Raw genomic sequence first — 24,318 nt, 5'->3', positions numbered from 1 at the left:
ATACTAATCCATTTAGATTAATACTAAGATTTAAATTTTGATATAAATGCGTTTACGATGCAGTATCCAACCCAGTAACCAACATACTAACAAATAAGCTATAGCTGTTAGTAAAGAGCCAAATGAACCGAGAAAAATATTTTGAAAAACTTTTTCACTTACCCATTCAAAAGCATCCAGTCCTTCACTCACAGGAATAAGTCTTAGTGTAACATAGAACAATTCTGAAAACAGGTAGATAAACAAGGGATTTTTACCAAACACATCAAAAAAGGATACTCCGTATTTGATATTTTTTAACTCAATTAACCAGATTAAAACTGCCATTATCGATAAATCCAGGCCTACAGTATAAAGTACAAATGGACTGGTCCAAAGTTTTTTGGAAATAGGAAAAATCAGATCCCACCATAAAGCCAGCGATGTCAATAAAAACCCAATAATCAATAAGCTGGCAATACCCTCAAACGACTTTCCCTTTTTTTGAATAAAAATACCAGCTATGTAACCCGCAATCACATTAACAATAGCGGGAAGTGTACTTAGGATTCCCTCCGGATCAAACGGAATACTATCTTTTTTGTAAATATGACCTATACCCAGAATAGATAAATCAAACTTTGCTGCAGCATTGGTTGCCATTTCCAGTTCAGCTCCTTTTTCACCAAAGACATAAAGAATAGCCCAATAAGCTAACAAGATTACTCCGGAAACTATCAGTGCAGTTTTTTCTGACAGATAATAGAAGATGACTGATGCAAAAAAGTAACAAAGAGCAATACGTTGTAAAACACCCATAATACGGGTTTCGGATATAGGTTTAAGAATAAATGAGCCATCATCACCAAAAGTTAAAAACGGAAACCAATACATCAGGTATCCCAATAAGAAGATTATTAAAGTACGTTTAATAATTTTCTTCCATACTTCAGAAGGCGGAGCCACTTTCATTTTCTTCATCGAAAAACTCATGGCGTTCCCAACTGCAAACAAAAAAGAAGGAAATACAAGGTCGGCCAGACTAAACCCAAACCACTGAACATGTATAAAATAGCTATATATTTTTGCACCCGTACCCGGAGTATTTACAATAATCATTAATGCTACTGTTAAGCCTCTGAATACATCCAATGCCAGAAAACGTTCCGGCTTTTTAAGCACACTGTTTTCCATACTAATAGTTGTATTTAATTACCGGCTGAACTTGGGTTAAAGGCACTATGCGGTCGCGATATTTCTGATGAAGCTCAATTACAATAGCATTGGCATCACCCATTGCTTCAATAGGATAATCAGAACGTTTAGTAACCCATTGCCACTCCCATTGTTTAATCCGTTCATCAAATGCTTCCTGATCAAAGTTCTTCCAATAAACCTCAACCTCGTCAAAAAATTGTTTCCATCTTGGTTTATAAAAGTCACTGATTAATCCGCTCCACTGACGATTACTATACTCATGCAAACGATTATCAGCACTTCCCCACAGGGTAATCAAATTACGTGCATTTTGCTCATATATTGCTTTTTCGCTTTCGGTATTGCCACAGGCTCGTGCATCACTAATCCAAGGCCCAAGCAGAAAATCCCTGCGTGTTGCCAATAGGCGATCCATGTCATCAAGCAATTCCAGAAACTCTGTGCTGTATCTTTTGAAACTCTCTTTATCGTTGGTTTTATATGCTATGGATATCTGTTGTTGCAAAGGCAAAGCATAATTTGCCAATACCTGGCGGCTAACATCAATCAGATCGTATTGAAATCCATCGTAATTACCACAATCAGAAATTGATTGAACGAATAAATCCCAGGCAGGCAATAAATCTTCAGGTTCATAATTCAGCTTGGTTCGGGCCCATCGACGGTAACCTTCAAAAGTAGGGCGCGAAACAATGATTGATTCAGCTCCATCTCTTATAATCTGACCATTGTATGCGGTTTTCACCAAAATATCCCATGCTTCTTCCAAAATCTCATTTGATTGTCCATAACGATTCTGAATATAATTTCTTAACCATGGCTTTAATTCTATTGATGTATTGCGCCATGTATTATCTGTCATCAGTTCGTATAATACAGGGTTTTGTTCAATGGCTTCCATGGTTAGTCCAATACCTTTTAGTTTACCGGAACTTGCATCATTCAATGCTCTGGCAGGATTTTCAGCAACCTTTTCAATACGACCAAACATACTTATATTACCTCCAAAGTTATGGAGCATATTCCAGATCCATTGTTTACCATAATAAGCCTCTGTCCGCTTCCATACCGGTTCAATCTCGGTTGCCAGATCCAGAATAATCATATTATCATCAGGTATCGAACTTAATAATCCTTTTATTTGCGGGGCCTTCCAAAAATCGCGATGACTGTAAAACAACCAACCCTGCATCACCCATACTGCATTAGGATCAACAGCTTTCATTCCCTGGTAAACTTTATAGCTTATTTTTGAAAGATATTCCGGATCATCTGAAGGTGGTTCATTCTCATTAAAAGTATCGGCTGTGTACAAATGATCTGTTCCGAACACTTCTGTCTGAACTTCAAGAAATTTCATCCCAATCTCAGCAAACAATGGATCATCAGCATCAAGTATGTAAGTATCTTCAAAATCGTTACCCCAATTGGTCTGCTTTAACTTTGCATCAGGAAAAAACTTTTTAAAAGTAGCCGGCACATGTCCTGTAAAGGCAGGTAATACGGGTTTCATTCCTAATTCGCGCTGACGTTGCAGGATTTTCAATTGTAAATCGCGATGCGACTCTTTCCAGCTTTGGGGAAGCGGACCTCCCCAGCCATCGAGATTACCCATCCAAAACCACGAAAAATAGGCTGGTCCGCTAAAAAACGGATCTAAATCTTCATCAGTAAATCCATAGGATCGATAAACCTTATCCCAGATGTATTCCTCGCCGGTTATAGCCAGTGGCATATTGATTCCGTGCAAAGCCATCCAGTCAATTTCCTTTTCCCAACGTTTCCAATCCCACCAGCTCATACTGTAATTAAACGTACAATAATTCAAATAGTAACGGTATTGATAAGGGCTCTCTTTATGGATTTTAGAATCAACCACCGGAAGTTCAGCAGGTAAATTAAGATTGGTTCCGTTCCATGTAATCTGGCAATGACAATATTCTTTTAAATAATAATATAACGCGGATGCAACTGACACTCCATTATTTCCTCTCAATAAAATCTTATCGTTTACTGATTCAATTTCAAACCAATCAACAGTATCGTTCAATTCAATCTCAACAATAAACTGATTTATATGATTTGGAACAATACGCTTCAGCAATTCTTCAGCAGAAGAATTTTCCGGATAATTATTTGATTTAGTAGTACAACCAACAATAATGCTACTGTAAACCAGTATCAATATTTGATATAATATTGTTCTCATTTGCATTTATTTTACCATAGTTATTTTTTCAACAGGGAATTCAATCTTATAATTCACCACATTTTTTAAAGCAACCTGATCTTGCGAGCCAACATTCTCAATCACAACACTTTCAATTTGCAGATTATCAACATCATCAAAAACAAATGAAGGACGGAAATCTTTATTCTCAAGTTGTAAATGAATATTTTTAAATACAATACAACTTACATGTCGAACATAAAATCCCCATGCCGGCAGTTCTCCAAACATTGAGAATTCCGGATACTTTTTAATTTGTTCCGGAACACGATTTAAATCGCTTAAAGGAATATAAGCCATACCTTTAGTTGCTCTTCCCGGATAAACAATTTTTATATTCTCCAAAGTGACATTCTTTATATAATGTCCGGGAATCCCAACGATGGAAGCAGGAAATGGATTATGGAAAAAATCAACCTCAGGTCCTCGTAAGTCATAATCTGTATCGGGCCTTCCAAACGGAACCTCAACCTGCATATCCGAAATATGAATATTTTGTACTGTTCCGGTTTTTTCTCCTGCTCGATGTCCTAAACGAATAAACAGCGCATTACCTGTATTTTTAGCGACAATGTTATTCACTTTAATATTTTCAATTGTGGCTCCATCAACTGATTCTATGGCTATAGCGGAACGAAAAGTATCGAATATCTTAATGTTTTCAATCGTCACATTACGGAAACCACCGTACGAACCAGTTCCGAACTTAACAGCACTGGCACTACTTCGTATAGTACAATTTGCAATATAAATACTATCATTAAACGAATAAGGATGGTAAGATTTTAAACAAATACCATCATCGGCTGAATTTACATCACATCTTGTGATTTTAACATTTTTACAATCTGTAATATCAATACCGTCATTATTCCAGTAGGCACGGTTGATGACTGTAAGATTATCTAAAATCATATTTTTGCATAAATCAAAAGACAATCCCCAGTTTGCGCTATTCGTTAAAGTCAGGTCTTTGATTTCTATATTTTCAGATTGAAGGAAACGGAATAATTTAGGACGAACCAATTCACTTGGCCTCATTCGCCTGTAATTGTAGTTTTTATCAACAAGTATTCCAGCATGATGAAGGCTATCGCCATTTAATGCTAAAGCCAATCCCTGACCATCAATAGTTCCTCTTCCCGAAATTTTAATATTGTCAGCTTCAAAAGCCAGGATAAGTCCCAAATCTGAATTGTCATCTGTTTTTGGACTTAAAGAACTTTCTTCTCCCTCAACTTTAAAATAATCATAAGGACTTGTACTTCCCAATAAAACGGCATCATCTTCCAGATACAGTTCTACGTTACTTTTTAATTGAATACACCCGGTTAAGAAATTACCCGATGGAATAATGACCTTCCCTCCGCCTTTTTTATTTGCTTTGTCTATTGCCTTCTGTATTGCTTCAGTATTTAAAGTAATGCCATCTGAAATTGCTCCAAAGTCAATAATGTTATAGGATTTTCCATGAACAACAGGTGCATAATATAACAACCAAAAGAAAACTATAGTCTGTAATATTCTCATCAGCAATAACTATTTATAACAACCTGTTTTAATGTGCTTTTATCTTATTAATATCGTAATCCTTATCTAATTTTGACGGAGGAAGATCTTTCACTCCCCACTCTGTTGAAGGTTTTGATCCCATTTCAAAAATCAGGGTACCTCCTTTTTCAATATCACTGTGCTCTATCCAGGCTTTTGAGTAATCTTCCCCGTTTAATTTAACCGATTGGATATATTTATTTTTCTCAGAAAGATTTTCAGTACGAATAATAAAATCATTGCCATTTTCCTGATGAATGACCGTTTTTTCGAAGTATGGCGCATTTATCAGATAATAAGACTGACCAGCATTGGGATACAAACCCATCATATGAAAAGCAAGCCACGATGACATGGCACCCGAATCATCATTCCCCGGTATTCCATCTGCTCCACTATGATAATTTTCATCTATGATGGAATGAATACGTTCGTTACTCAGATCTGGTCGACCAATCCAATGATAAAGATTGGGTGTAAGAAATGACGGTTCATTGGCTACATTATACAATCCCAAATCAAACAAGGTATTCAGTCGTTTCTCAAAAGCCTCTGTTCCACCGGATAATTCAATCAACTTAGCCACATCGTGCGGCACAGAAAGTGAATATTCCCACGAATTCGCTTCGTAAAAAAAGCCACACCACCAACAAACACAAATTGGCCAGTCCTGCATTACCGGTGTGAACGGAACGTAGGATATCCTTCCATATTTTGCATCACACTGAATGCTATCTACCCAGTTTCCATGGGCATCTTTGGGCATAATAAAACCACGAGAACCATGATCTTCAATATCGCGCCACAGATTCTGCCAGTTATCTGATTGCTTGATAAAACGCCAGTATTCGCCTCTGCGCTTAATATTTTTCGCAACTATAGCCAGACAGTAATCATTATAGGCATATTCAAGCGTTCGGTTACCTGCCCGCACATAATCTGTGGATACGTAGCCAAGACTGTTATAATCAACCAAACCTCCTCGTCCTTCAGCTTCTTCATTACCGCCCGGAGGTATAGTGGCATCTTTCAACATGGCCTCCAGAGCCAGTTTATAATTAATACCTTTCAATCCTTTTACAAATGCATCGGCTATAACCACTTCTCCGTTTGATCCACCTTGTGTTCTTCCATTGGAATTCCCGCTTCGGGCATCAGGCATATAACCATCTCTCCTATAAATCTGCAACATAGCATTAACAATATTCACTTGTCGCGATGGATCTAACAACGTAATTAGTGGACTTGATGATCGATAGGTATCCCAGATAGCATAAAAATCATCATAATAAGGACTATCATTCTCCCATAACGGATTCTCACCCGTACGATCAACAGGCATAAGCATGGTATGATACAATCCTGTATAGAACATGGTTTTGAGCTCGTCACTTGTTTTTTCATCCACTTCAACCCTGCTTAAAATATTCTCCCATTTATCCTGCACTTCATTTAGTGTCTGATCAAAATTCCAGTGCGGTATCTCCTTATCGATATTGTCCTGCGCTTTTAAAGGACTTAAAAAAGAAATACCAATTTTCATTTGAACATCATCAGCCATATCAGCAAAAGTTAATATAGCACCGGTTTTACCGCCTGTATCTAATTGTATTTTCTGACCAGAAAAGATCTTACCATTGTTAAATGTGGCATAATCAGAAAAAGGTTGATCAAAAACTGCAGAGAAATAAACGGTGTACGCTCTTCCGTTATTCCAACCACCTCTGATACGGCTGTAACCTCTTACTTCTGTATCGGAAACTATCTCAATTTCAGAACCCACAAACTGTTGGGCCTCTCGCGAATCTGGGATGGATCGTTCACCCAAAAATTTTCCAAGATCAATCTTAACCCGTTTTGTTACGTCATGTGGATATGAAAAATGATAAAACGCAGCACGGTCTGAAGTAGTTATCTGGGTTTGAATCTTCCATTTATCCAGTATCACACTGTAATAACCAAGCGATACCTGTTCATCATTTCTTATGGATGACTGTTGTAATGAAATCTGATTGTTTTCTGATGCAAATGGCATCACTGATATATTTCCGTACTTCGGCCCTCCTCCAGTGCCGCTTACATGCAACTGGCTAAAACCATAAATTTCGCTTAACGGATCTGTTGAATAACCGCTATTTGAAGCTACATCATTATCAGGTCCGGGCTTTACCATTCCGTATGGAGCAGATGGTCCAATAAACACATTCCCTAATCCTTCTGAACCAATCAAAGGATCGACAAACTGATGATTCTGTGCATTTACTGATAAAGGTAATATCAATAAAAACAACAAAAAGAAAAAAATATGTCGTTTACTAATTCTCATCGTTCATAAATGGTTTTAACTAAAATAGATAGTCTCGGAGATTCAAATAGCTCAATTAATTGCCAGTTAAAATCCTGATATAACTTTAAATCTTAATCAACTCTTTCTCAATAAGCTTTAAAACCCCTGAATGCCTTTAGGATCTATCTTTTTAATGTTATGCTGATCATCAAATTTTAAACTGTCGATACATAGTTGACGTAACACATATTCTTCTCCCTGAGGAAATATGCGATGATACAGCACATAATCCTGACCACCTTCGTTAAATATTGTATGATGTCCGGGCCCAACCGTAGTACTATCTGCTGTGGTTGTCAGCAAAGGACTATTAACTCCTTCTGTAAATGGTCCCATTGGAGAATCGCCCACTGCATAACCAATCTTATACGTATCATCAATGGCTTTACCATCCGAGAACATCAGATAATATTTACCAAAACGTTTAATCATATGAGGAGCCTCAAAATAGTGTGGTGGCGTTACATCAACAGGTTCATCTGCAAACGAAATCATATCTTCATTCAGTTTTGCAGCCATGCAGATACCGTTAACCCAATGAAATCCGGACCCCCAGTACAAATATGCCTGACCATCATCATCCAGAAAACAATCGGCATCTATATTATGAACCTGCGGATAATCACCTGCTGCTATCAAAGGTGTATTATCTTCTTTTCCGTTTTTCCAGGGACCTAATGGACTCTCTCCAACTCCAACCCAAACTTCACTGCCAACCGACACATACATATAATACTTACCATTGGCAGCTTTTCGCACGGCAGGAGCCCATACCATTGAATTATTTGAACTCTCGCTTGTACAGGCTTCTTTGGTTGGCCAGTTTAAATGATAACGTGTAAAAGATTTAAAATCATTGGTTGAAAAAACTGCTAATTCCTCGCCTCCCCATGGATCAATGGTTGCATAGATATAAAACGTATCGGCTTCTTTTACAATACAAGGATCAGCGAAATACTCATCCATGATTGGATTAACAATAACATTCTTTTCCTCCAATGCTGATTGCTTTTTGGGAGAACCACATGCTGATATCAACAATAAAAACAAAATATATTTCAGATTTCTTTTCATACAATTGGTTTCATGTTTATACTTGATCTTGACTATTTGTTATCCGGATGATCACTCATCTCAAGATGAAGAGTTCCACCTTTTACCAGCTCACTCTGAAGAATTGACCAGTTCATCAACTTTGTTCCCTTCCATGTTGCTTTACTGATGTAAGCATTTTGAGCTGAATTATTACTGGTTTCAATTATCAATTCCTTACCCGGATAATATTTCTGATTTAGTTGGATAATAACCTTATCAAAAATGGGTGATCCTAATTCAAGTTGCGGATCCATTGAACACCCACCTTTCATCGAAAAAAGACCCATTTTCATTAACACCGCTAATGATCCCATTAATCCCTGGTCTTCATCACCATTATATCCTCGTTCGGTTGATAAGCCTTCATAAACGGCTTCAACCACTTTGCGCGACCAATATTGTGTTAACCATGGCTGCTCGAGATAATTAAAAATAAATGCTGTTTGAATGGATGGCTGATTACCATAATTAATGGGTATTCGGCTATATTCCGGATGCGCTTCTCTATCGTGTGAAGTACCAGCTGTAAATCCCATTTTCTCAGCTTCAATAAACGATTGATTTAATTTTTCTGCTGCTTTCTCATTACCACCCATCAAATGAGCCAGTCCATTTAAATCATGCGGAACAAACCATGTAACCTGAGCTGCATTGGCTTCGATAAAACCGCTTTCCAGCTGATATGGATCAAAGTCGGACTTCCATAGTCCTTGTTTATCTTTAGGTCTCATCCACCCACTGATACTATCATACAGATTCTGATAGTTTTTACTTCTTTGTATAAAATATTTTTCATCTTCATCATATCCCAGTTTTTTTGCCAACTGAGCTAATGACCAGTCCTGATAGGCATATTCAAGAGTCTGGCTAACTCCATCCTGATGAGAACCGTATTCAATATCTGAAAGTGGATAAGGAATATAACCTTCTTGCATATAATACGACAATCCTCCACCCAGATTGGTAGCGTGTTCGTATCCCGCCTTTTCCATCAAACCACCCATATGGTTCTTCTTCAAAGCCTCATAAATTGCTTCAAGACTATCTTTCACTATTCCTTTTTGAATAGCACTAACAATAAATGGTGTTGACGAGGCACCTGTCATAACGTAGGTGTAATTTCCTCCTGATGGTCCGCGGGGAATCAAACCTCCATCTTTGTGATACTGTAACAGTGATTGAGTAAATTCGTCAACCACATCAGGAAAAACCAAACCCCAAAGCGTGTTGATGGTCCATTGTGCACCCCAGAACGAATCGGAATTATAATGATTAAATTTTGGCTTACCATTCTCATCCAATGGCAACTGACCAATCCTGAATTCATCTCCTGTATTATCAGGATATGCACCATTTACGTCACTGATAATGCGACGGCCCTGCAGTGCATGCCATAAATCAGTGTAAAACCTTTTTTGTTGTTCAGCAGTTCCACCTTCTATCTTAATCCGCGAAAGTATTTGATTCCATTCATCAGCTGATTCCTTTACGATTTGATCGAAATCCCAACCCGGCAATTCAGTTTTCATATTAATCGCTGCATTCTCTGCAGATGTATACGAGACCGCAAGTTTCATTAAAAGTGATCCACCTTCAATGTCTTTAAACGAAAGTTTATAATTACCGGTCTGTATGTCTTTTTCAATTGTGTCAACCGGCAAGCTAAAATCAGCTATAAAGTAAACCGTACAATCTTTCGGACGACGAATGGTTGCACTATTGGTTACCTGCCCAATAATTCTTTGTTTATCTGCTGATTGAAAAACAAGACCATCTTTCATAAGAGAAGGCCCTAATTCGCCATTCAAATTAAAAAGTATAGAAAGTTTGTTTGTATTTTTTAATTGATAACGATGAAAACCAACTCTTTTTGTGGATGTGAGTTCAGCTTCAATATTATATCTTTCAAGGTAAACTTTGTGATATCCGGGTGTAATCTCTTCTTTTTGATGACTGAATGCTGAAAAATAATCCTTAAAACCGGCATCATCATTAACCGGCATTACTGATGGACCTGCCAATTGCCAGGCATGAATATGACTAAATCCTTTAATGGTATCCACTTTGTAACGATATCCACTACCCCAGGCTCCTGCAATTTCGGTATCAGGACTCAGATTAACCATCCCGAATGGCCTCGATGCTGAAGAAAAATAAAACCAGCGGGAGTTTTCGGTATCGAGAAGTGGATAAACCTTACCAATATATTGATTCTCTGGTTTATTATCCACACCAACCGTAACACATGCACTCACAAAAAATAAATAAACCAGAATTCCGATAATCCGGAATGAATAATATTTGTATAAAAAAATCATAAACACACTTTTCATCAACAATCGCGAATACTGAATTTTATCAGAACAAGGTCAATAAATACTGTATCCAGAAACGACACATCATCGTTTTTGAATTTAACCAGAAATATCAATATTAAAATATTCAGGGGATGCACAAGAAACACCCCCTGAATTTGAATACATTCTATGACTTAATATCCATTGTTTTGAGACCAGTTGGTATTTTCGTTTAGAACACCGGTTGGAACAGGGAAAATGCGCTTGGTAAAATCAGTTTTAGCAGCTGGATTAATCGTATGTTTATAACCCCAATCATCTTCAAAGTTACCAAATCGAATCAGGTCATTTCTACGCCAGTTTTCATCAAAAAACTCACGACCACGTTCATCTAACAACTCTTCTATGGAAGGATCGGAACTAATAGTTGGAGCATTAACATATGAACGTATCTGATTGAATAATCCCATTGGTGTATCTCCATTAGTTGCAGTAGCTCCGCGAAGTATTGCCTCACATTTAGTTAATAAGATATCAGCATAGCGGAAGATAGGTACATCATTATCCTGACAACGGCTATATAATCCATAATCTGTTGGATCCATAATAAACTTATTAAAGCGATATCCTTGTGACCAACCTGAAACTGTATTGCCAACATTCAGATTTTCATCCACAGTAGATAAAGCAACCTCTTTAGTTAAAACCACCTGTTCACCTTTATATTCAAAAGGGGTAGTTGATTTTTGATAAGTTGATGGATCGTATTGATTCAATGCCCCACTAAATAATGCTTCATTACGACGATCTCCTGCCAGACTAAACAAATCAGCAAACTCTGGATTGACAGCAAAATTACCTGCAGCAGACTTACCCAATACCATTCCATATAGTCCTGGACCACCATTCCCATCAGTATCTCCCTTACGCCAGGTACGAAAACGTCCATAGGTCAACCCATCCTTATTAACTGCAGTATAAGGCATTGCATAGATAAAGTCTTTTATATGAGAGCCATTTGTAGGATAAAATTTTTCCAGATAGTCGTCGCTAAGATCGAAAAGACCTGAAGCAATAATATTATCACAAACAGCCACACAGTCATCTAATTTTTCATTAGCTGCTGTTGCCGACCAGCTTGCACTGGTTACATCGCTTGTATATACATTCCAGTTAATATATAATTTAGCCAGAAGAGCTTCAACCATCCATCGGGTAGGTTTACCATATGTGGCAGCATTCACCTCTGTTGACATATTATCTCTAACAGCCAGTAATTCTGACTCAATCCATTCTGCAACTTCTGCACGAGAACTACGTTCCAAAGCTTCATCTGCCTCAAGAGCATGATCAAGAATAGGCACATCGCCATAGCTATCCATCAGAATAAAATGATAAAATGCTCGCATAGCCCTTATCGGAGCAGTAACAGGCTCTTCTTCACCTCCAAAATCGACTATAACCTGGTTACACTTTGTGATACCACTTGATAAATCACCCCAATAGCCCATACATGCATCATCGGCCATGAAGTTATGTAAGCTTGGATGTGAATAATTACCAGAGTCATAGTAATCCCCATCATAACTTACCCCCATACATTCATCTGAAGAAAAGGTCATTGCTTCATTATATCTCCGTCCCAATACACCTCGAAAAGCATAATAAACATCGGATGCTTTCGCTTCAACCGCAATTTCTGAATCAGGATATGATGTATATTGAGATTTTACATCAACATCCAAATCTGTACAACCACCTGCAGCAATTGCTACTAGTGCAGCTGACATAAATAGTTTCATATATGTTTTTTTCATAGGATATTAATATTAAAAGTTTACATTAAGACCCAGCATAATTGTTCGGGTACGTGGATAAAAATATTCGCGACTATCAATTCCTGGGGTAAGCCCACCTAAAGAAATTTCTGGATCAAGACCTTTATAGCCAGAAATAGTGAATACGTTATTACAGGTAGCGTAAACATTTAAACCGTTAATGTAATTACCTATCTTACCAAAGTTATAATTCAATGAAAGGGTTGACAAGCGCAGATAGTTACCTTTTTCAAGATATCTGTCAGATGGAGCCTGTGCATTCACATCAGTAAATTTTTGCTCTGTTGCTACTTCATTTAGTACATTCTTACCTGTTGAGACCAAAGCAACATAATTGTATTGAGCGCGGGTTGAATTCAATATCTGATTACCTGATACTCCTTGTAAGAAAGCAGTTAGAGTCCAGTTTTTAAACTTAAGAGTATTATTCCACCCATAAACCAGCTTTGGCTGAGCACTACCCACTTTAGTACGATCTGATTCCTGTGGGCTGGTAGTCAACTCCCCTGTTCTTTCTCCGGTTTCCGGATCGTGTACATAAAACTGTGATACACCATTTTCGTTGTATCCTGCCCACTCCCACATATAAAATGTACCTATTGCCTCACCTTCCATAATACGCTGTACATTGGCTGTTGCAAAGCCACCAATATTAGGATTACCAGCATTAATATAATCAACCGAATATGTTTGATTGGATAGACTTATAACCTCATTTTTATTATGCGATAGATTGATTGTTGATTCCCAACGTAACTTATCTGTTTGAACAGGAATGATATTCAGCGAGAATTCGATACCCTTATTGCTGATTTCACCAACGTTTGCGAGCATACTTCCATATGGATAACGGTTGGTTGATACTGCATAACTATAGATCAGATCATCTGTTTGTTTGTTGTAATATTCAATTGTACCCGTCAATCGATTTTTAAGGAATCCCAGATCCATACCGATATTAAACATACTTGTACGTTCCCATTTTAAATCAGGGTTTGCATTGCTTGTTGCAGCAAGAGTTCTGTAGTCAGATGTATTTCCGTTTTGATCGGTGTAGCTAAACCAGCCAGAAGCACCATACGTTTGAATTGCAGTAAATGCATTAAATCCTAATGAATTACCACTAACACCATAGCCTACTCTGAATTTAAGATCATCAAATAAATTTAAGTTTTTGATAAAGCTTTCTTCGCTCATACGCCATGAAGCTGATAAAGAAGGGAATGTTGCCCATCTGTTGTTTTCACCAAAAGCTGAACTTCCATCACGACGTACAGTTGCCTGAAACAGGTATTTACTATTATAACTATAGTTTAATCGTCCGTAAAAAGAGATCATTCTTAAGGTAGAAAGCGTATAGCCACTATTAATTCCAGTAATATCCATGTTGTTGGCATACCCTAAGTTATAGTACTCTAACGAATCGTCATAAAAATTATACACAGTAAGTCCAAAACCATCATTATTATCGTTTTGCTCCCACGAATAACCGGCCATTAACCCAATCTTATGCACATCTTTAAACGTTTTGTCATAGTTTAAATAAGTTTCAAATACAGTTCGTTTATTTTCCACTGATGTACGACTCGCCTGTCCGTGCTGAGATGAATAAATCTGAGATGCAGAAGTATTATAATTACTGTAAATGTATTGCTCGTTTTGATAAGAAAGAGATAAGTTATAAACCAAACCATCAATAAGTTCTAATGAAGCTTTAGTTATTCCTTGTAGTCTTTTACTCTCAGTATTATACCTATCCTCATAAATCATCGACATTGGATTGTAATTCTGCGAGATACCTGAACTCTGGAACCATGTACCATCTTCATTTCTTATCGGTGATAACGGAGAATAATAATTCATGGCATCAAGTACACTTGTTCCCTGATCTCCCATTGGAACATTTTGATTATTGGTAATACTACCATTAAGACCAAAAGAAAGGGTTAAATGGTCTTCAAGTGTGGTTGTTTGTAAGAAAGAACGAGCCACAATACGATCTTTTTCAGTGTTTTTGACAACCCCTTGATTGTTCAGATAATTGATACTGGCGTTATAACTTGTTTTTTCATTACCTCCATTAATTGAAAGATTATGGTTATGACTAACACCAGTACGTTGAACTTCTTTCTGCCAATCAGTATCACCTCCATCATCATTAGGTAGGGTAACTCCATTTGCTGATGCATAAGCACGAAGTTCGGTTGCCGACATCATATCCAAATTCTTCAATACATTGTCGAATGCAACGTAAGTACTATAGTTTACATTTGCTTTTCCATCATTATTACCTTTTTTTGTGGTAACAATTATAACTCCGTTGGCAGCCTTTGAACCATAAATTGCAGTCGCAGAAGCATCGCGTAGTACATCAATACTCTCAATATCTTCCGGTGCAATTAATGATAATGACATTCCAGGAACCCCATCAATTACATAATATGGCTCTTGCGCTTCGCCTGAACGCAAAGTAGAGGCTCCTCGTAATGTAATAGAGGAGCTTCCATTTGGATCGGAAGTTTGAGTTATGGTTAAACCAGCTACTTTTCCCTGTAGCATTTGAGATGGATCTGAAAATACTCCTACATTCATATCCTTTGCCTGAACAGTGGTGATTGAACTGGTAACGTCCTTTCGTGTCATCTTACCATAACCAATGGCAACAACCTCTTCCAATCCAATAATATTTGGTATTAACTGAACATTATAGGTTGTAGTAGAACTTACAATAGCTACTTCCTGAGTTTCAAAACCTATAAATGAAAAAACTAATACCTTGGCATTATCAGAAATATTTATAGTGTATCGGCCATCAATATCAGTTATTGTACCTTGGGAAGTACCTTTGATCAGCACAGAAACTCCGGGAATGGCTTCCCCTTCATTATCTGTAACAACACCCGACAAATTCAGATCTTGTGCCCGGGTATTTAATGCAAAACCTAATAATAAGGTCAACATCATTAATTTTAGATTGATTTTTTTCATCGATTTTACTTTTCATTAATAAACCTTTGTTTCAAAAGTAAATCGATATAAATGAGAAGGCCTAGATAATTCATTCAAACACCTAGACAATTCAATCAAGCTTCGTAAATAGCTTTAAAACAAGATGTTTAAATTTGTTAATTTTATAATTCTATTTATTGAACTAATGCTGCATAAACCCAAAATCCATTAAATATTATTAACATTTTTATCTGAAAATATCTTAAAACAGGATTTTAAAATTGAAGATCAAGGTCAAATTATGATTTCAGGATTAAGAATTCATTTTCATCTCCCTACCATCTCCATTTGTCAAATGGAATCGTTTTGTAATAAGTGCAGGAAAATCCTCTTCATTATGTGTAACCATTATAAAAGTCCGATTGGCAGCATATAGCTCGATCAGGTTTTTGGCTTTTGTAACCAAATCATCATTAAAGCCCTGAAAAGGTTCATCTAATATTAACAGCGGTGCATTCTTAACCAAAACCCCACAGAGAACAACCAGTTTTTGTCGTGCAGGACTGAGTTCATAGAACATTTGCTCTAAACCATTATACAGCCCAAAGTATTTTAAAATCTGATCTCTGAATTGGTATTCCTCCTTATTTAATGGTCTTTTTTTATAGGGATTTTGAATTACAAGCGAACGGATTACTTCTTCAACCTTTTGTCTTTTATTCAGATAACGATGAAGCTCAGAAGAGTAATAGCCAATTTGTTCTTTTATTTCCCATATACTCTTACCCGCTCCCCGCTTACGACCAAACGAATACACCTCGTTGCTGTAGGATTGTGGATTATCGGCATTAATAATACTCAGCAAGGTTGATTTTCCTGCACCATTTTTTCCTGTCAGCGCCCATTTTTCATTGGGTTTTATCTTCCAGTTAACTTTATCTAATACATTACGATTTTGATATCGCACCACAACATCCTGTAATTCGAATACGCACTCACAATCTAAATGCTTTTTTAAACCTGGTACTTTAATATCAGCAACTGTAACTGAACTATCATCCTCTTTTATTGAACGATTGATTTCAATAATCTGCTGATCATTCACAGGCCATTTCTTTGTGCTTGTTAAAACAACTACCGAAGTACCATTATCTGCAAGATGTTGAAATAATTGGTTTAAATGTTTTCTACTCTCTTTATCAACACCAATTCCCGGTTCTTCAACAAATAACAAATCCGACTTTTCATCAGCTGCTTTTATCGTCAAGGCCTTTTTGAATTCGCCGGTCGAAAGCATATTAAGTTTTTCATCCATTAATCTGGTTAAACCAAACGACACCATCATTTCTTTTAGAAATGAATCATTTATTTCACCCATAAACTGATCCAAGGTGAGTAAATCGTCGTTTTCAGTAGCATGATAACGTTGCTGGGAATAATCACCAACAAGTTTACTCTTTAGCTGAAAACGTAAAACTTTTTGATGTTTCTTCAATTCATAAAGACTTGAACATATTTCACCATCATTAACAAATGATACCGTATCTTCCAATATTAGTTTCTCACCATTGATCCACATCAAAAAATCATTTATCAACTGTGTATCTGGCGTATAAACAACTGTGTATTGATTCTTCTGTATGGTAATATCTCCTGTTAAATGAGAATGGATAGATACTGGAAACAACATTTCGATTATTTTTATAATTACCCCTCAAAAATAGAAACAATAACATCACTCTGAACAATATTATCAAGTCACCACCCTTAATTTACAAACTCATTATTATAAATGTTGTGAAATGATGGTAATATAACCTAACAGCATACAAATACTTGGAGTGTTTTATTAAATTTGAATTGATTAAAAAAAAGACATAAATCATACTTGATGAAGAAGAAAAAAACAATCGCCCTTGTGGCTCACGATAACAGAAAAACTGATTTAATTGACTGGGTTGAATACAACTGGAAAGAATTAATATCGCACGACCTTGTTTGCACAGGTACAACAGGTTCGATGGTTTCTGAAGTGATTAACAAAAAATGTTTAGAAAACAATGCTGTTCCACCTTCAATTACCCGTTTTAAATCCGGTCCATTAGGTGGTGATCAACAGTTAGGTGCTTTAATTGCCGAAGGAAAGGTTGATATTTTCATCTTCTTGTGGGACCCAATGCAACCGCAACCGCATGACGTAGATGTAAAAGCATTGCTTCGAATCTGTGCGCTGTACAATGTTGTTACCGCAACTAACAGATCAACTGCTGACTTCGTTGTTTCAAGTGAACTTTTCCATCAGGACTATAAACCCGACGTTGTAGATTATTCATCGTACATTAATCGTTTTAAATAGCTATTGAAATGCATAACACCCCTTAGCAGGGGTGCCTCATTTTATTATTTTGCTTTACTGCTGATGCGTTAAAATTTAGTCACTAAATAAATTTCTTTGTTCTTTGACATTTTGATTTGTTTGAAATTCTGTGAGTAATTCACGAATTGTAGTTTTATCAAATACTGATATGCTTAAAATTTGCAATATCTCATAAATTGAGAGGCTGCTTTTTAAAGAATGCTTGACTTTTGCTACTATTAGATAGGTACAGATTGCAACCCAGATATGGATATTTACAGCATTTTCGGAGTGACCCCAAAGTGTTTTTATGGTTAAGTTTTGTTTTATCCATTTGAAGAACACTTCGATTTGCCATCTGTTCCGATATAGATTTGCAATTTCAAGTGCTGAAGCATCCATATTATTTGTCAAGAAAGTAAGGATTACATCATTTTCATTATCATAAAACTCAACTATCCGTAATTGTTCAGAGTAAAGCTTTTTAGACTTATATCCATTGATTTCTATGGTTTTATCACTTCTTAATCCTGTACTTTCATCGATATTGAAATTATTTTCTAGTACCGAATAATCCATGGTTGATTTTGCTCTTGATATAAAGAAAGCACCCGATTCGTGTAGATGATATAAAGCTTTAAAGTCAATATATGCTTTATCCATAATGTAAATTGCACCTGGTATTGGAGTAAGCACGTCCAGAACATTACTATCATGATATTTGCCATCTGTAATCAAGATGTAAGACGGAATACTTCCTCTTAAATCAAGCAATGTGTGAATTTTCACAGCACCTCTGGAATACTTACCAGGAGCCCAGCTAAATAGTTTAAGGCTTAAAGATATCGTTGTAGAATCGAACGCAAAGATTTCATTATCAATATCGACATCAGGAATTGGTTCTCTAGCATACAATGGCCTTACTTGTTGAATAAGGTAATTACCAAAGTTCTCGAATATTCGATAATCCCTACGTTCATTCGCCCTTGAAAGTGTAGATTGATTTACATATTGCTTTATGCCAAGATGATACAATTTATTTCTATGGGCTTTTAAGCAAGTGCATATATCTCTGAGTGAATTCCTTGATGTTAATTGACCAAAAAACAATTGAATAAATAAATTCCAACAATTTAGTTCTCTGGTTCTGAAATCACCATTGTATAATGACACATATTTATCAAACTCATACCGAGGAATAAACTGAAGTAATTGGGAAAAAACATATTTACCAGAATTCATAGCTTTACAATTAAGCCTGCAAAGCTACTTTTCAAATCAAATCAAAAAATCAAAGAACGCTTGTAATTTACTGTTATATATTGTTTTATAAGTTATTTTAAAAAGTTAACGCATCACTAGTAATTCATAAAGTAACATCAACTCAAAATCGAATGAAAAGCCAATCAAATCAGGCTTTCCGAAATTCAGATCATTCGAAAATAATTTTCAGAAGATGATTCAAGGTTGATAATATCTTTTTACTTTGTAACAATCTAAAGAAAGCACTGAATATTCGAATCGTAATTATGGAATTAATAAACTATATCAAGTCACATTTAACACTTACTAATGATGATGAGCTATTTATTAATTCAATGACTCAAACCGAGACCTATAAAAAAGGAGACATTATCAGAGAACCCTACTCCAAATCGAAAGTTATACATTTCATTCACCAAGGATTTGCCCGCAATTATTACGTAAAAAACGGAAAAGACATTACCTACTTCTTTCTGAAAGATAATTCCTTCACTTTTTCAGTTGATGCAGTATATTTTAATGCTCCCACAAAATATGGATTACAGGCTGAAGAAGATTTGATTCTCACTTCTTTCAAATACGATGATCTGATGAAGATGCTAGAACGAATTCCTAAGATGGCGCATCTTTATGAAATTGAAATGGCAAAGTTCATTAAGCAGCTAAGCGATAAATATTATCTTATACAATTTCAGTCAGCGCAAGACCGCTATAACTCCATGCTGGAAAGATACCCCGATATACTTCTGCATGTTTCCTTAGGTCATGTAGCCTCTTATCTGGGCATCACACAAGAGACATTAAGTCGCATCAGAACAAAGTAGTTCTCTTCAATTACTATCCGCTTATTTAATAACAATTAACATCTCCAATTCATTTTTTGATTTAGGTCAAAAATTATCCTTTTTTTTCATCAGTACTTTGTATTCATCAATTTGAATACAATGAAACCGGTAAAAACAAATGCACTAATATCAAAAATTAAAGATCTGTCAATAAAGATCTTTCACCCTCGTGTGCACTATGTTTTTATAACCGATGAAAATGGATTAAGCGATCATTTTAACGAACTGAAAAAGAAATTAAGATTGAAAGTTCCGATGGTTAGCCTGGTTTATCTTCACGAAAACAAACCCGAAGAATCTATTTTCATCAGTGAACTAAAATCATTCCGAAAAAGATTCAGGCAACAGTTTATACTCCATTTTATTAAATATGAGAGAGCCATACCTGAAGATGCTTCCCACTCTATTCAACGTGTTCTCGAATTGGAAATCAACTGCAGTCTGCGAAAAAGAATTCAGTTCCGCTTTTACGGAAGCACAGAATTAGCAGAAATAGTTAAGGATAAAATAGAATTATTAAATAACCATGATGCAATTTTCAATACCAAAATAATTCAAACCACTCCTTTTTAATGATTTAATACAATAGCTAATAAATATGCAATATAAAATGAATAAGTATTTAATAATGATGTTACTTGCCCTATGGGGAGTAAATGTAATTGCGCAAACAGAAGATACGCCAACGGATACATTGTATTTCGGCTTTAATGAGTCGTTGCAGTATTTATTCAGTAATAGCAAAAGTATTCAGGTTGCCAATTTTCAGAAAGAAGTAACTGAACACGAAAAGAAAGCAACCAATGCTCACCGCATGCCACATATTGGTGTAACAGGTGCTTATACCATTATGGATGATGATATTGAGATGCATGCCGATCTTTCAGAAATAACTGAGCCTTTAGGTCAACTTTTACAAGGGGTTGGTGCTATTCTCCCTCCCGGGACCCTGCCCGCCATAAGTATGCCAACTGACTTAGGTCTGACCTTACAGGAACAACAGATGGGTGTTATTATGGGAACTTTCTCTATGCCTTTATACACAGGTGGTAAAATCAATGCTGCACACCATGCTGCGGAAGCCAAAGTTTTTGAAGCATCTGAGAATCTGAGAGAGGTAACCAATCAACAAATAACCGAATTGGTAACCCGCTATTTTGGTTTGCAGTTAACTAACAAGGTATTGCAAATCAGAAATGATGCTTTGAAAAATATAGAAAACCACCTTAGCAATGCCAAAAAGCTGGAAGAACAAGGGCAGATAGCTCATGTTGAACGATTGCATGCCGAAGTGGCATATGCCAATGCATCGCGCGAGTATCGATCTTCTGAAAAAGATATGGAGATTACACAGAAAGCACTTCAGAATACTTTAGGCACCAATCAGGTGATTGTTCCAATGGATGAATTATTTATTCCCAAGGATATACAGTCTTTGGATTATTATCAATCATTGGCAATTCAAAACAGTCCGTTATTAGGCCAGATCGATGCTAAAAAAACGCTGGTTAATCAGAAGCTTAAGGTGGAACGCTCAAAATATTTACCCGATGTTGCATTGATGGGTGGTGCCAACTTATATGACTATCAACTGACCGAAATGGCACCCCAATGGTTTGTAGGAGTTGGCATTTCCATCAACATATTCGATGGTTTTGAGAGAGAAAATAAAATCAGAGCTGCCAAAACTCAGGCTCTTCAGGTTGATAATTTTTATGGAAAGGCATCAGACGATATTAAAATGGTTGTTCAAAAACTCTATCAAACCATGGAGAAAGCTTTTGATGAATATGAATCCTTGGCCACAACAGAGGCTTTTGCTGCCGAATATCTGGATGCACGAGAAAAAGCATTTACCAATGGTTTGGCTACCTCAACTGATGTAGTCGATGCTCAACTGAACATGGAGAAAGTGAAAATTGCCAAGTTGCAGGCTGCTTATGCTTACGATGTAGCTTTGGCATCAATGCTTCAGTATTGCGGAGCCAGCAACACTTTTGAGCAATATCGATAAAACAAGTCAATAGTAGAATGATAAAAGTCAAAAGTATTAATCTGAGCTTGTCGAAAAATCTTTTGACTATTCTCTACTAACAACAAACTAGAAATAAATAAAAAGTAAAATACAGTCAAATACATTTGACCCAAAAAGATTAAGCATTATGAATAAAAAAGCTTATAGCCTGATAATCCTTATGGCTGCACTTCTATTAATTAGTGTAAGTGGTTGGTTTTTCGTTAGTCCAGACCCGGTTTTGATTCGTGGTGAAGTTGACGCAAAACAAGTTAGTATCGCTACTAAAATTGTAGGTCGCGTTGCTCGATTAGATATAGAAGAAGGGCAACAGATACAAAAAGGTGATACCCTGATGATTATTGACAGTCCTGAAGTATATGCAAAACTGATGCAGGCAGAAGCAGTTAAAGCGGCTGCTACGGCCCAAAGCGATAAAGCCCAAAAAGGTGCACGTGATGAGCAAATTGAAGCAGCTAAAAGTGTTTGGAGGAAGGCAGAAGCAGCATCTGATCTGATGGAAAAAACATTTGAACGCATCCAGACTCTATATGAAGAAGGTGTTGTTCCGGCTCAAAAAAGAGACGAAGTGGAAACACAGATGAAAGCAGCTCAACTAACCGCAAAAGCAGCTGAAGCTCAATATCTGATGGCAAAAAACGGTGCCCGTACAGAAGATAAATCAGCTGCTGCTGCCCTTGTTAATCAGGCTAATGGTGCTGTAACCGAGGTTGAATCATACATTAAAGAAACAGAAGTAATAGCTGGTATCAATGGTCAGATTTCAACCATTATTCCAAACGAAGGTGAACTGGTTACACCGGGTCTGCCAGTGGTTACTATTACAGATTTAAGCGATGCCTGGATGACTTTTAACATTCGCGAAGACTGGTTACCTAAAGTAAAGCAAGGAAAGCAATTTCCGGTCAGCATCCCTGCTTTGGGTCTTGAAGATGTGATGGTTGAAGTGACATACATTAATTCATTGGGAAATTTTGCTACCAACACAGCAACAAAGTCTGTTGGTGACTACGATTTAAAAACCTTTGAAGTACGTATGAAACCGACTCAAAACATAGATGGCTTATTGCCAGGAATGAGTGTTATTGTTAATTCAGAATTGTTTCAATAAAAAGAGTTCACCTTGTTAAATAAAGAACAATATCAAGGAATGAAAGGATTGATGCTTCGGGAGTGGAACGAAATACTTAAAACCCGCACGTTACGTATGTGTCTGGTTTATTTCCCCATTCTTGCACTCATCTTCTTTACCTGGTTTTTCAAAGCTCAACAGCCCGATAATCTGCCTGTTGCTGTTATTGATACGGACAACAGTTCAACCTCATCAAAGCTTGTTAAGATGCTGGATGCGGTTCCTGAATTAAAACTGGTTCGCAGCTATACAGACTTAAAATCAGCTGAAACAGGATTAAAAGAAGGTACGATTTATGGTGTGGTTGCCATTCCTGAAGGTTTTGAAAAATCAGTAATGAAAGGCCAACAGGGCGACGTGGTTCTGTTGTATAATAATGAACTGCTCATTCCTGCAGGAACCATCAGTAAAGCGGTTAATAAAGTAACCATGACAATGGGTGCCGGTATCAGTATCAAGCGTAACATGATGAAAGGTGATAGTTATGAAACCGCACTAAAAAAGGCTCAACCCATTGTGATTGATTCGCAGGTAATGTTTAACTCAACCGTTAATTACCTTTACTTTCTGGTTTCCGGAATCTTACCAGCCATACTTCAAATTTTTGTTTTAATGGTTGGTGGTTATGTTTTGGGTCGTGAACTGCGACAAGGAACAGGAAAAGAGTGGCTGGCCTATGCCAATAACAACATCATAAAAGCTGTTATTGGTAAGATGGCACCTTATGTGGCTATTTTTACTTTGGTAGGAGTTACCTACAACAGTGTGCTCTACGATTACCTGAATGTTCCGATGAATGGAAGCAGATGGATTATTGAAATAGGACAGATCCTGATGATCCTGGCATATTTTGGCATCTCATTCACGCTGGTTGCATGGTCGAGAAATATGCGTTTTTCAATTAGTATTTCTGCCATATTTGGTGCGCTGGCTTTCAGCTTCTCTGGTCTGACTTTTCCGGTATCAGGAATGCCTGATTTAGCCCAATCGTTAACACATATGTTTCCATTTACTCATTACCTGGAACTTTTTCTAAACCAGGCATTTTATGGCGCATCAGTCTTATCAGGGCTGGCACGTTTGGCAATTATGTGTGGCTTTATCATTCTTCCATTGCTTTCAATCAAAAGAATGAAGGAAGTAATGAGTGACTCAAAATTCTACGGTCGATTGTAGATAAAAA

16 protein-coding genes are annotated in these 24,318 nt (G+C 36.8%); 6 read left to right on the top strand and 10 right to left on the bottom strand.

The features are described from left to right. Positions 1-30: 30 nt before the first annotated feature. From ACRD62_RS18860 to ACRD62_RS18820, 9 genes are all read right to left on the bottom strand, one after another. Positions 31-1,173, bottom strand: coding sequence for an acyltransferase family protein (locus ACRD62_RS18860; protein WP_430821666.1), 1,143 nt, complete (start codon positions 1,171-1,173; stop codon positions 31-33). Between the two features lies 1 nt (position 1,174). After that, the gene (locus ACRD62_RS18855; RefSeq protein WP_430821665.1) at positions 1,175-3,406 is read right to left on the bottom strand and encodes an alpha-N-acetylglucosaminidase; all 2,232 of its coding nucleotides are present in this window, start codon (positions 3,404-3,406) and stop codon (positions 1,175-1,177) included. A 6-nt stretch (positions 3,407-3,412) separates the two neighbouring features. Further along, positions 3,413-4,957 carry a glycoside hydrolase family 28 protein gene (locus ACRD62_RS18850; protein ID WP_430821664.1) on the bottom strand — a complete coding sequence of 515 codons (1,545 nt, stop codon included), beginning with the start codon at positions 4,955-4,957 and terminating at the stop codon, positions 3,413-3,415. A gap of 28 nt (positions 4,958-4,985) precedes the next feature. Further along, complete coding sequence (locus ACRD62_RS18845) at positions 4,986-7,304, bottom strand: GH92 family glycosyl hydrolase (RefSeq protein ID WP_430821663.1); 2,319 nt, start codon at positions 7,302-7,304, stop codon at positions 4,986-4,988. A 117-nt stretch (positions 7,305-7,421) separates the two neighbouring features. Next, on the bottom strand, positions 7,422-8,399 hold the full coding sequence (locus ACRD62_RS18840; protein ID WP_430821662.1) for a family 43 glycosylhydrolase: 978 nt from the start codon (positions 8,397-8,399) through the stop codon (positions 7,422-7,424). Positions 8,400-8,431: 32 nt separating this feature from the next. After that, a complete protein-coding gene (locus ACRD62_RS18835) occupies positions 8,432-10,738 on the bottom strand; it encodes a GH92 family glycosyl hydrolase (RefSeq protein ID WP_430821661.1) in 2,307 nt (768 codons plus the stop codon). Positions 10,739-10,911: 173 nt separating this feature from the next. After that, complete coding sequence (locus tag ACRD62_RS18830; protein WP_430821660.1) at positions 10,912-12,534, bottom strand: RagB/SusD family nutrient uptake outer membrane protein; 1,623 nt, start codon at positions 12,532-12,534, stop codon at positions 10,912-10,914. A gap of 12 nt (positions 12,535-12,546) precedes the next feature. Then, complete coding sequence (locus ACRD62_RS18825; RefSeq protein ID WP_430821659.1) at positions 12,547-15,543, bottom strand: SusC/RagA family TonB-linked outer membrane protein; 2,997 nt, start codon at positions 15,541-15,543, stop codon at positions 12,547-12,549. 274 nt (positions 15,544-15,817) lie between these two features. Beyond that, positions 15,818-17,194 carry an ATP-binding cassette domain-containing protein gene (locus tag ACRD62_RS18820; protein ID WP_430821658.1) on the bottom strand — a complete coding sequence of 459 codons (1,377 nt, stop codon included), beginning with the start codon at positions 17,192-17,194 and terminating at the stop codon, positions 15,818-15,820. 201 nt (positions 17,195-17,395) lie between these two features. On the opposite strand from ACRD62_RS18820, the gene ACRD62_RS18815 reads away from it, so the two are divergent. Next, on the top strand, positions 17,396-17,860 hold the full coding sequence (locus tag ACRD62_RS18815; RefSeq protein WP_430821657.1) for a methylglyoxal synthase: 465 nt from the start codon (positions 17,396-17,398) through the stop codon (positions 17,858-17,860). 75 nt (positions 17,861-17,935) lie between these two features. Here the strand turns inward: ACRD62_RS18815 and ACRD62_RS18810 are convergent, their stop codons facing one another. Further along, positions 17,936-19,102, bottom strand: coding sequence for an IS4 family transposase (locus ACRD62_RS18810; RefSeq protein ID WP_430821656.1), 1,167 nt, complete (start codon positions 19,100-19,102; stop codon positions 17,936-17,938). A 287-nt stretch (positions 19,103-19,389) separates the two neighbouring features. Between ACRD62_RS18810 and ACRD62_RS18805 the strand changes: the two genes are divergently transcribed. The 5 genes from ACRD62_RS18805 to ACRD62_RS18785 all read left to right on the top strand — a co-directional run bounded on the left by ACRD62_RS18805 (position 19,390) and on the right by ACRD62_RS18785 (position 24,311). After that, the gene (locus ACRD62_RS18805) at positions 19,390-19,947 is read left to right on the top strand and encodes a Crp/Fnr family transcriptional regulator (protein WP_430821655.1); all 558 of its coding nucleotides are present in this window, start codon (positions 19,390-19,392) and stop codon (positions 19,945-19,947) included. A 120-nt stretch (positions 19,948-20,067) separates the two neighbouring features. Next, positions 20,068-20,541, top strand: coding sequence for a hypothetical protein (locus ACRD62_RS18800; RefSeq protein ID WP_430821654.1), 474 nt, complete (start codon positions 20,068-20,070; stop codon positions 20,539-20,541). A 37-nt stretch (positions 20,542-20,578) separates the two neighbouring features. Beyond that, on the top strand, positions 20,579-21,982 hold the full coding sequence (locus ACRD62_RS18795; RefSeq protein WP_430821653.1) for a TolC family protein: 1,404 nt from the start codon (positions 20,579-20,581) through the stop codon (positions 21,980-21,982). A 148-nt stretch (positions 21,983-22,130) separates the two neighbouring features. Then, positions 22,131-23,114: an HlyD family secretion protein gene (locus tag ACRD62_RS18790; protein ID WP_430821652.1), complete on the top strand. Its 984-nt coding sequence runs from the start codon at positions 22,131-22,133 to the stop codon at positions 23,112-23,114. Between the two features lie 12 nt (positions 23,115-23,126). Then, positions 23,127-24,311 carry an ABC transporter permease gene (locus ACRD62_RS18785; RefSeq protein WP_430821651.1) on the top strand — a complete coding sequence of 395 codons (1,185 nt, stop codon included), beginning with the start codon at positions 23,127-23,129 and terminating at the stop codon, positions 24,309-24,311. Positions 24,312-24,318: the final 7 nt, after the last annotated feature.

Origin of the sequence: Carboxylicivirga caseinilyticus (assembly GCF_050589785.1) — a bacterium.
GTDB lineage: Bacteria > Bacteroidota > Bacteroidia > Bacteroidales > Marinilabiliaceae > Carboxylicivirga > Carboxylicivirga caseinilyticus.
Note: the sequence above shows the minus strand (reverse complement) of the source record. Positions and strands in the feature narration are given on the sequence as shown.

Coding starts and splice junctions, on each gene's coding strand:
- ACRD62_RS18860 (WP_430821666.1), bottom strand. CDS start 1,173: ATGGAAAACAGTGTGCTTAAAAAGCCGGAACGTTTTCTGGCATTGGAT.
- ACRD62_RS18855 (WP_430821665.1), bottom strand. CDS start 3,406: ATGAGAACAATATTATATCAAATATTGATACTGGTTTACAGTAGCATT.
- ACRD62_RS18850 (WP_430821664.1), bottom strand. CDS start 4,957: ATGAGAATATTACAGACTATAGTTTTCTTTTGGTTGTTATATTATGCA.
- ACRD62_RS18845 (WP_430821663.1), bottom strand. CDS start 7,304: ATGAGAATTAGTAAACGACATATTTTTTTCTTTTTGTTGTTTTTATTG.
- ACRD62_RS18840 (WP_430821662.1), bottom strand. CDS start 8,399: ATGAAAAGAAATCTGAAATATATTTTGTTTTTATTGTTGATATCAGCA.
- ACRD62_RS18835 (WP_430821661.1), bottom strand. CDS start 10,738: ATGATTTTTTTATACAAATATTATTCATTCCGGATTATCGGAATTCTG.
- ACRD62_RS18830 (WP_430821660.1), bottom strand. CDS start 12,534: ATGAAAAAAACATATATGAAACTATTTATGTCAGCTGCACTAGTAGCA.
- ACRD62_RS18825 (WP_430821659.1), bottom strand. CDS start 15,543: ATGAAAAAAATCAATCTAAAATTAATGATGTTGACCTTATTATTAGGT.
- ACRD62_RS18820 (WP_430821658.1), bottom strand. CDS start 17,194: ATGTTGTTTCCAGTATCTATCCATTCTCATTTAACAGGAGATATTACC.
- ACRD62_RS18815 (WP_430821657.1), top strand. CDS start 17,396: ATGAAGAAGAAAAAAACAATCGCCCTTGTGGCTCACGATAACAGAAAA.
- ACRD62_RS18810 (WP_430821656.1), bottom strand. CDS start 19,102: ATGAATTCTGGTAAATATGTTTTTTCCCAATTACTTCAGTTTATTCCT.
- ACRD62_RS18805 (WP_430821655.1), top strand. CDS start 19,390: ATGGAATTAATAAACTATATCAAGTCACATTTAACACTTACTAATGAT.
- ACRD62_RS18800 (WP_430821654.1), top strand. CDS start 20,068: ATGAAACCGGTAAAAACAAATGCACTAATATCAAAAATTAAAGATCTG.
- ACRD62_RS18795 (WP_430821653.1), top strand. CDS start 20,579: ATGAATAAGTATTTAATAATGATGTTACTTGCCCTATGGGGAGTAAAT.
- ACRD62_RS18790 (WP_430821652.1), top strand. CDS start 22,131: ATGAATAAAAAAGCTTATAGCCTGATAATCCTTATGGCTGCACTTCTA.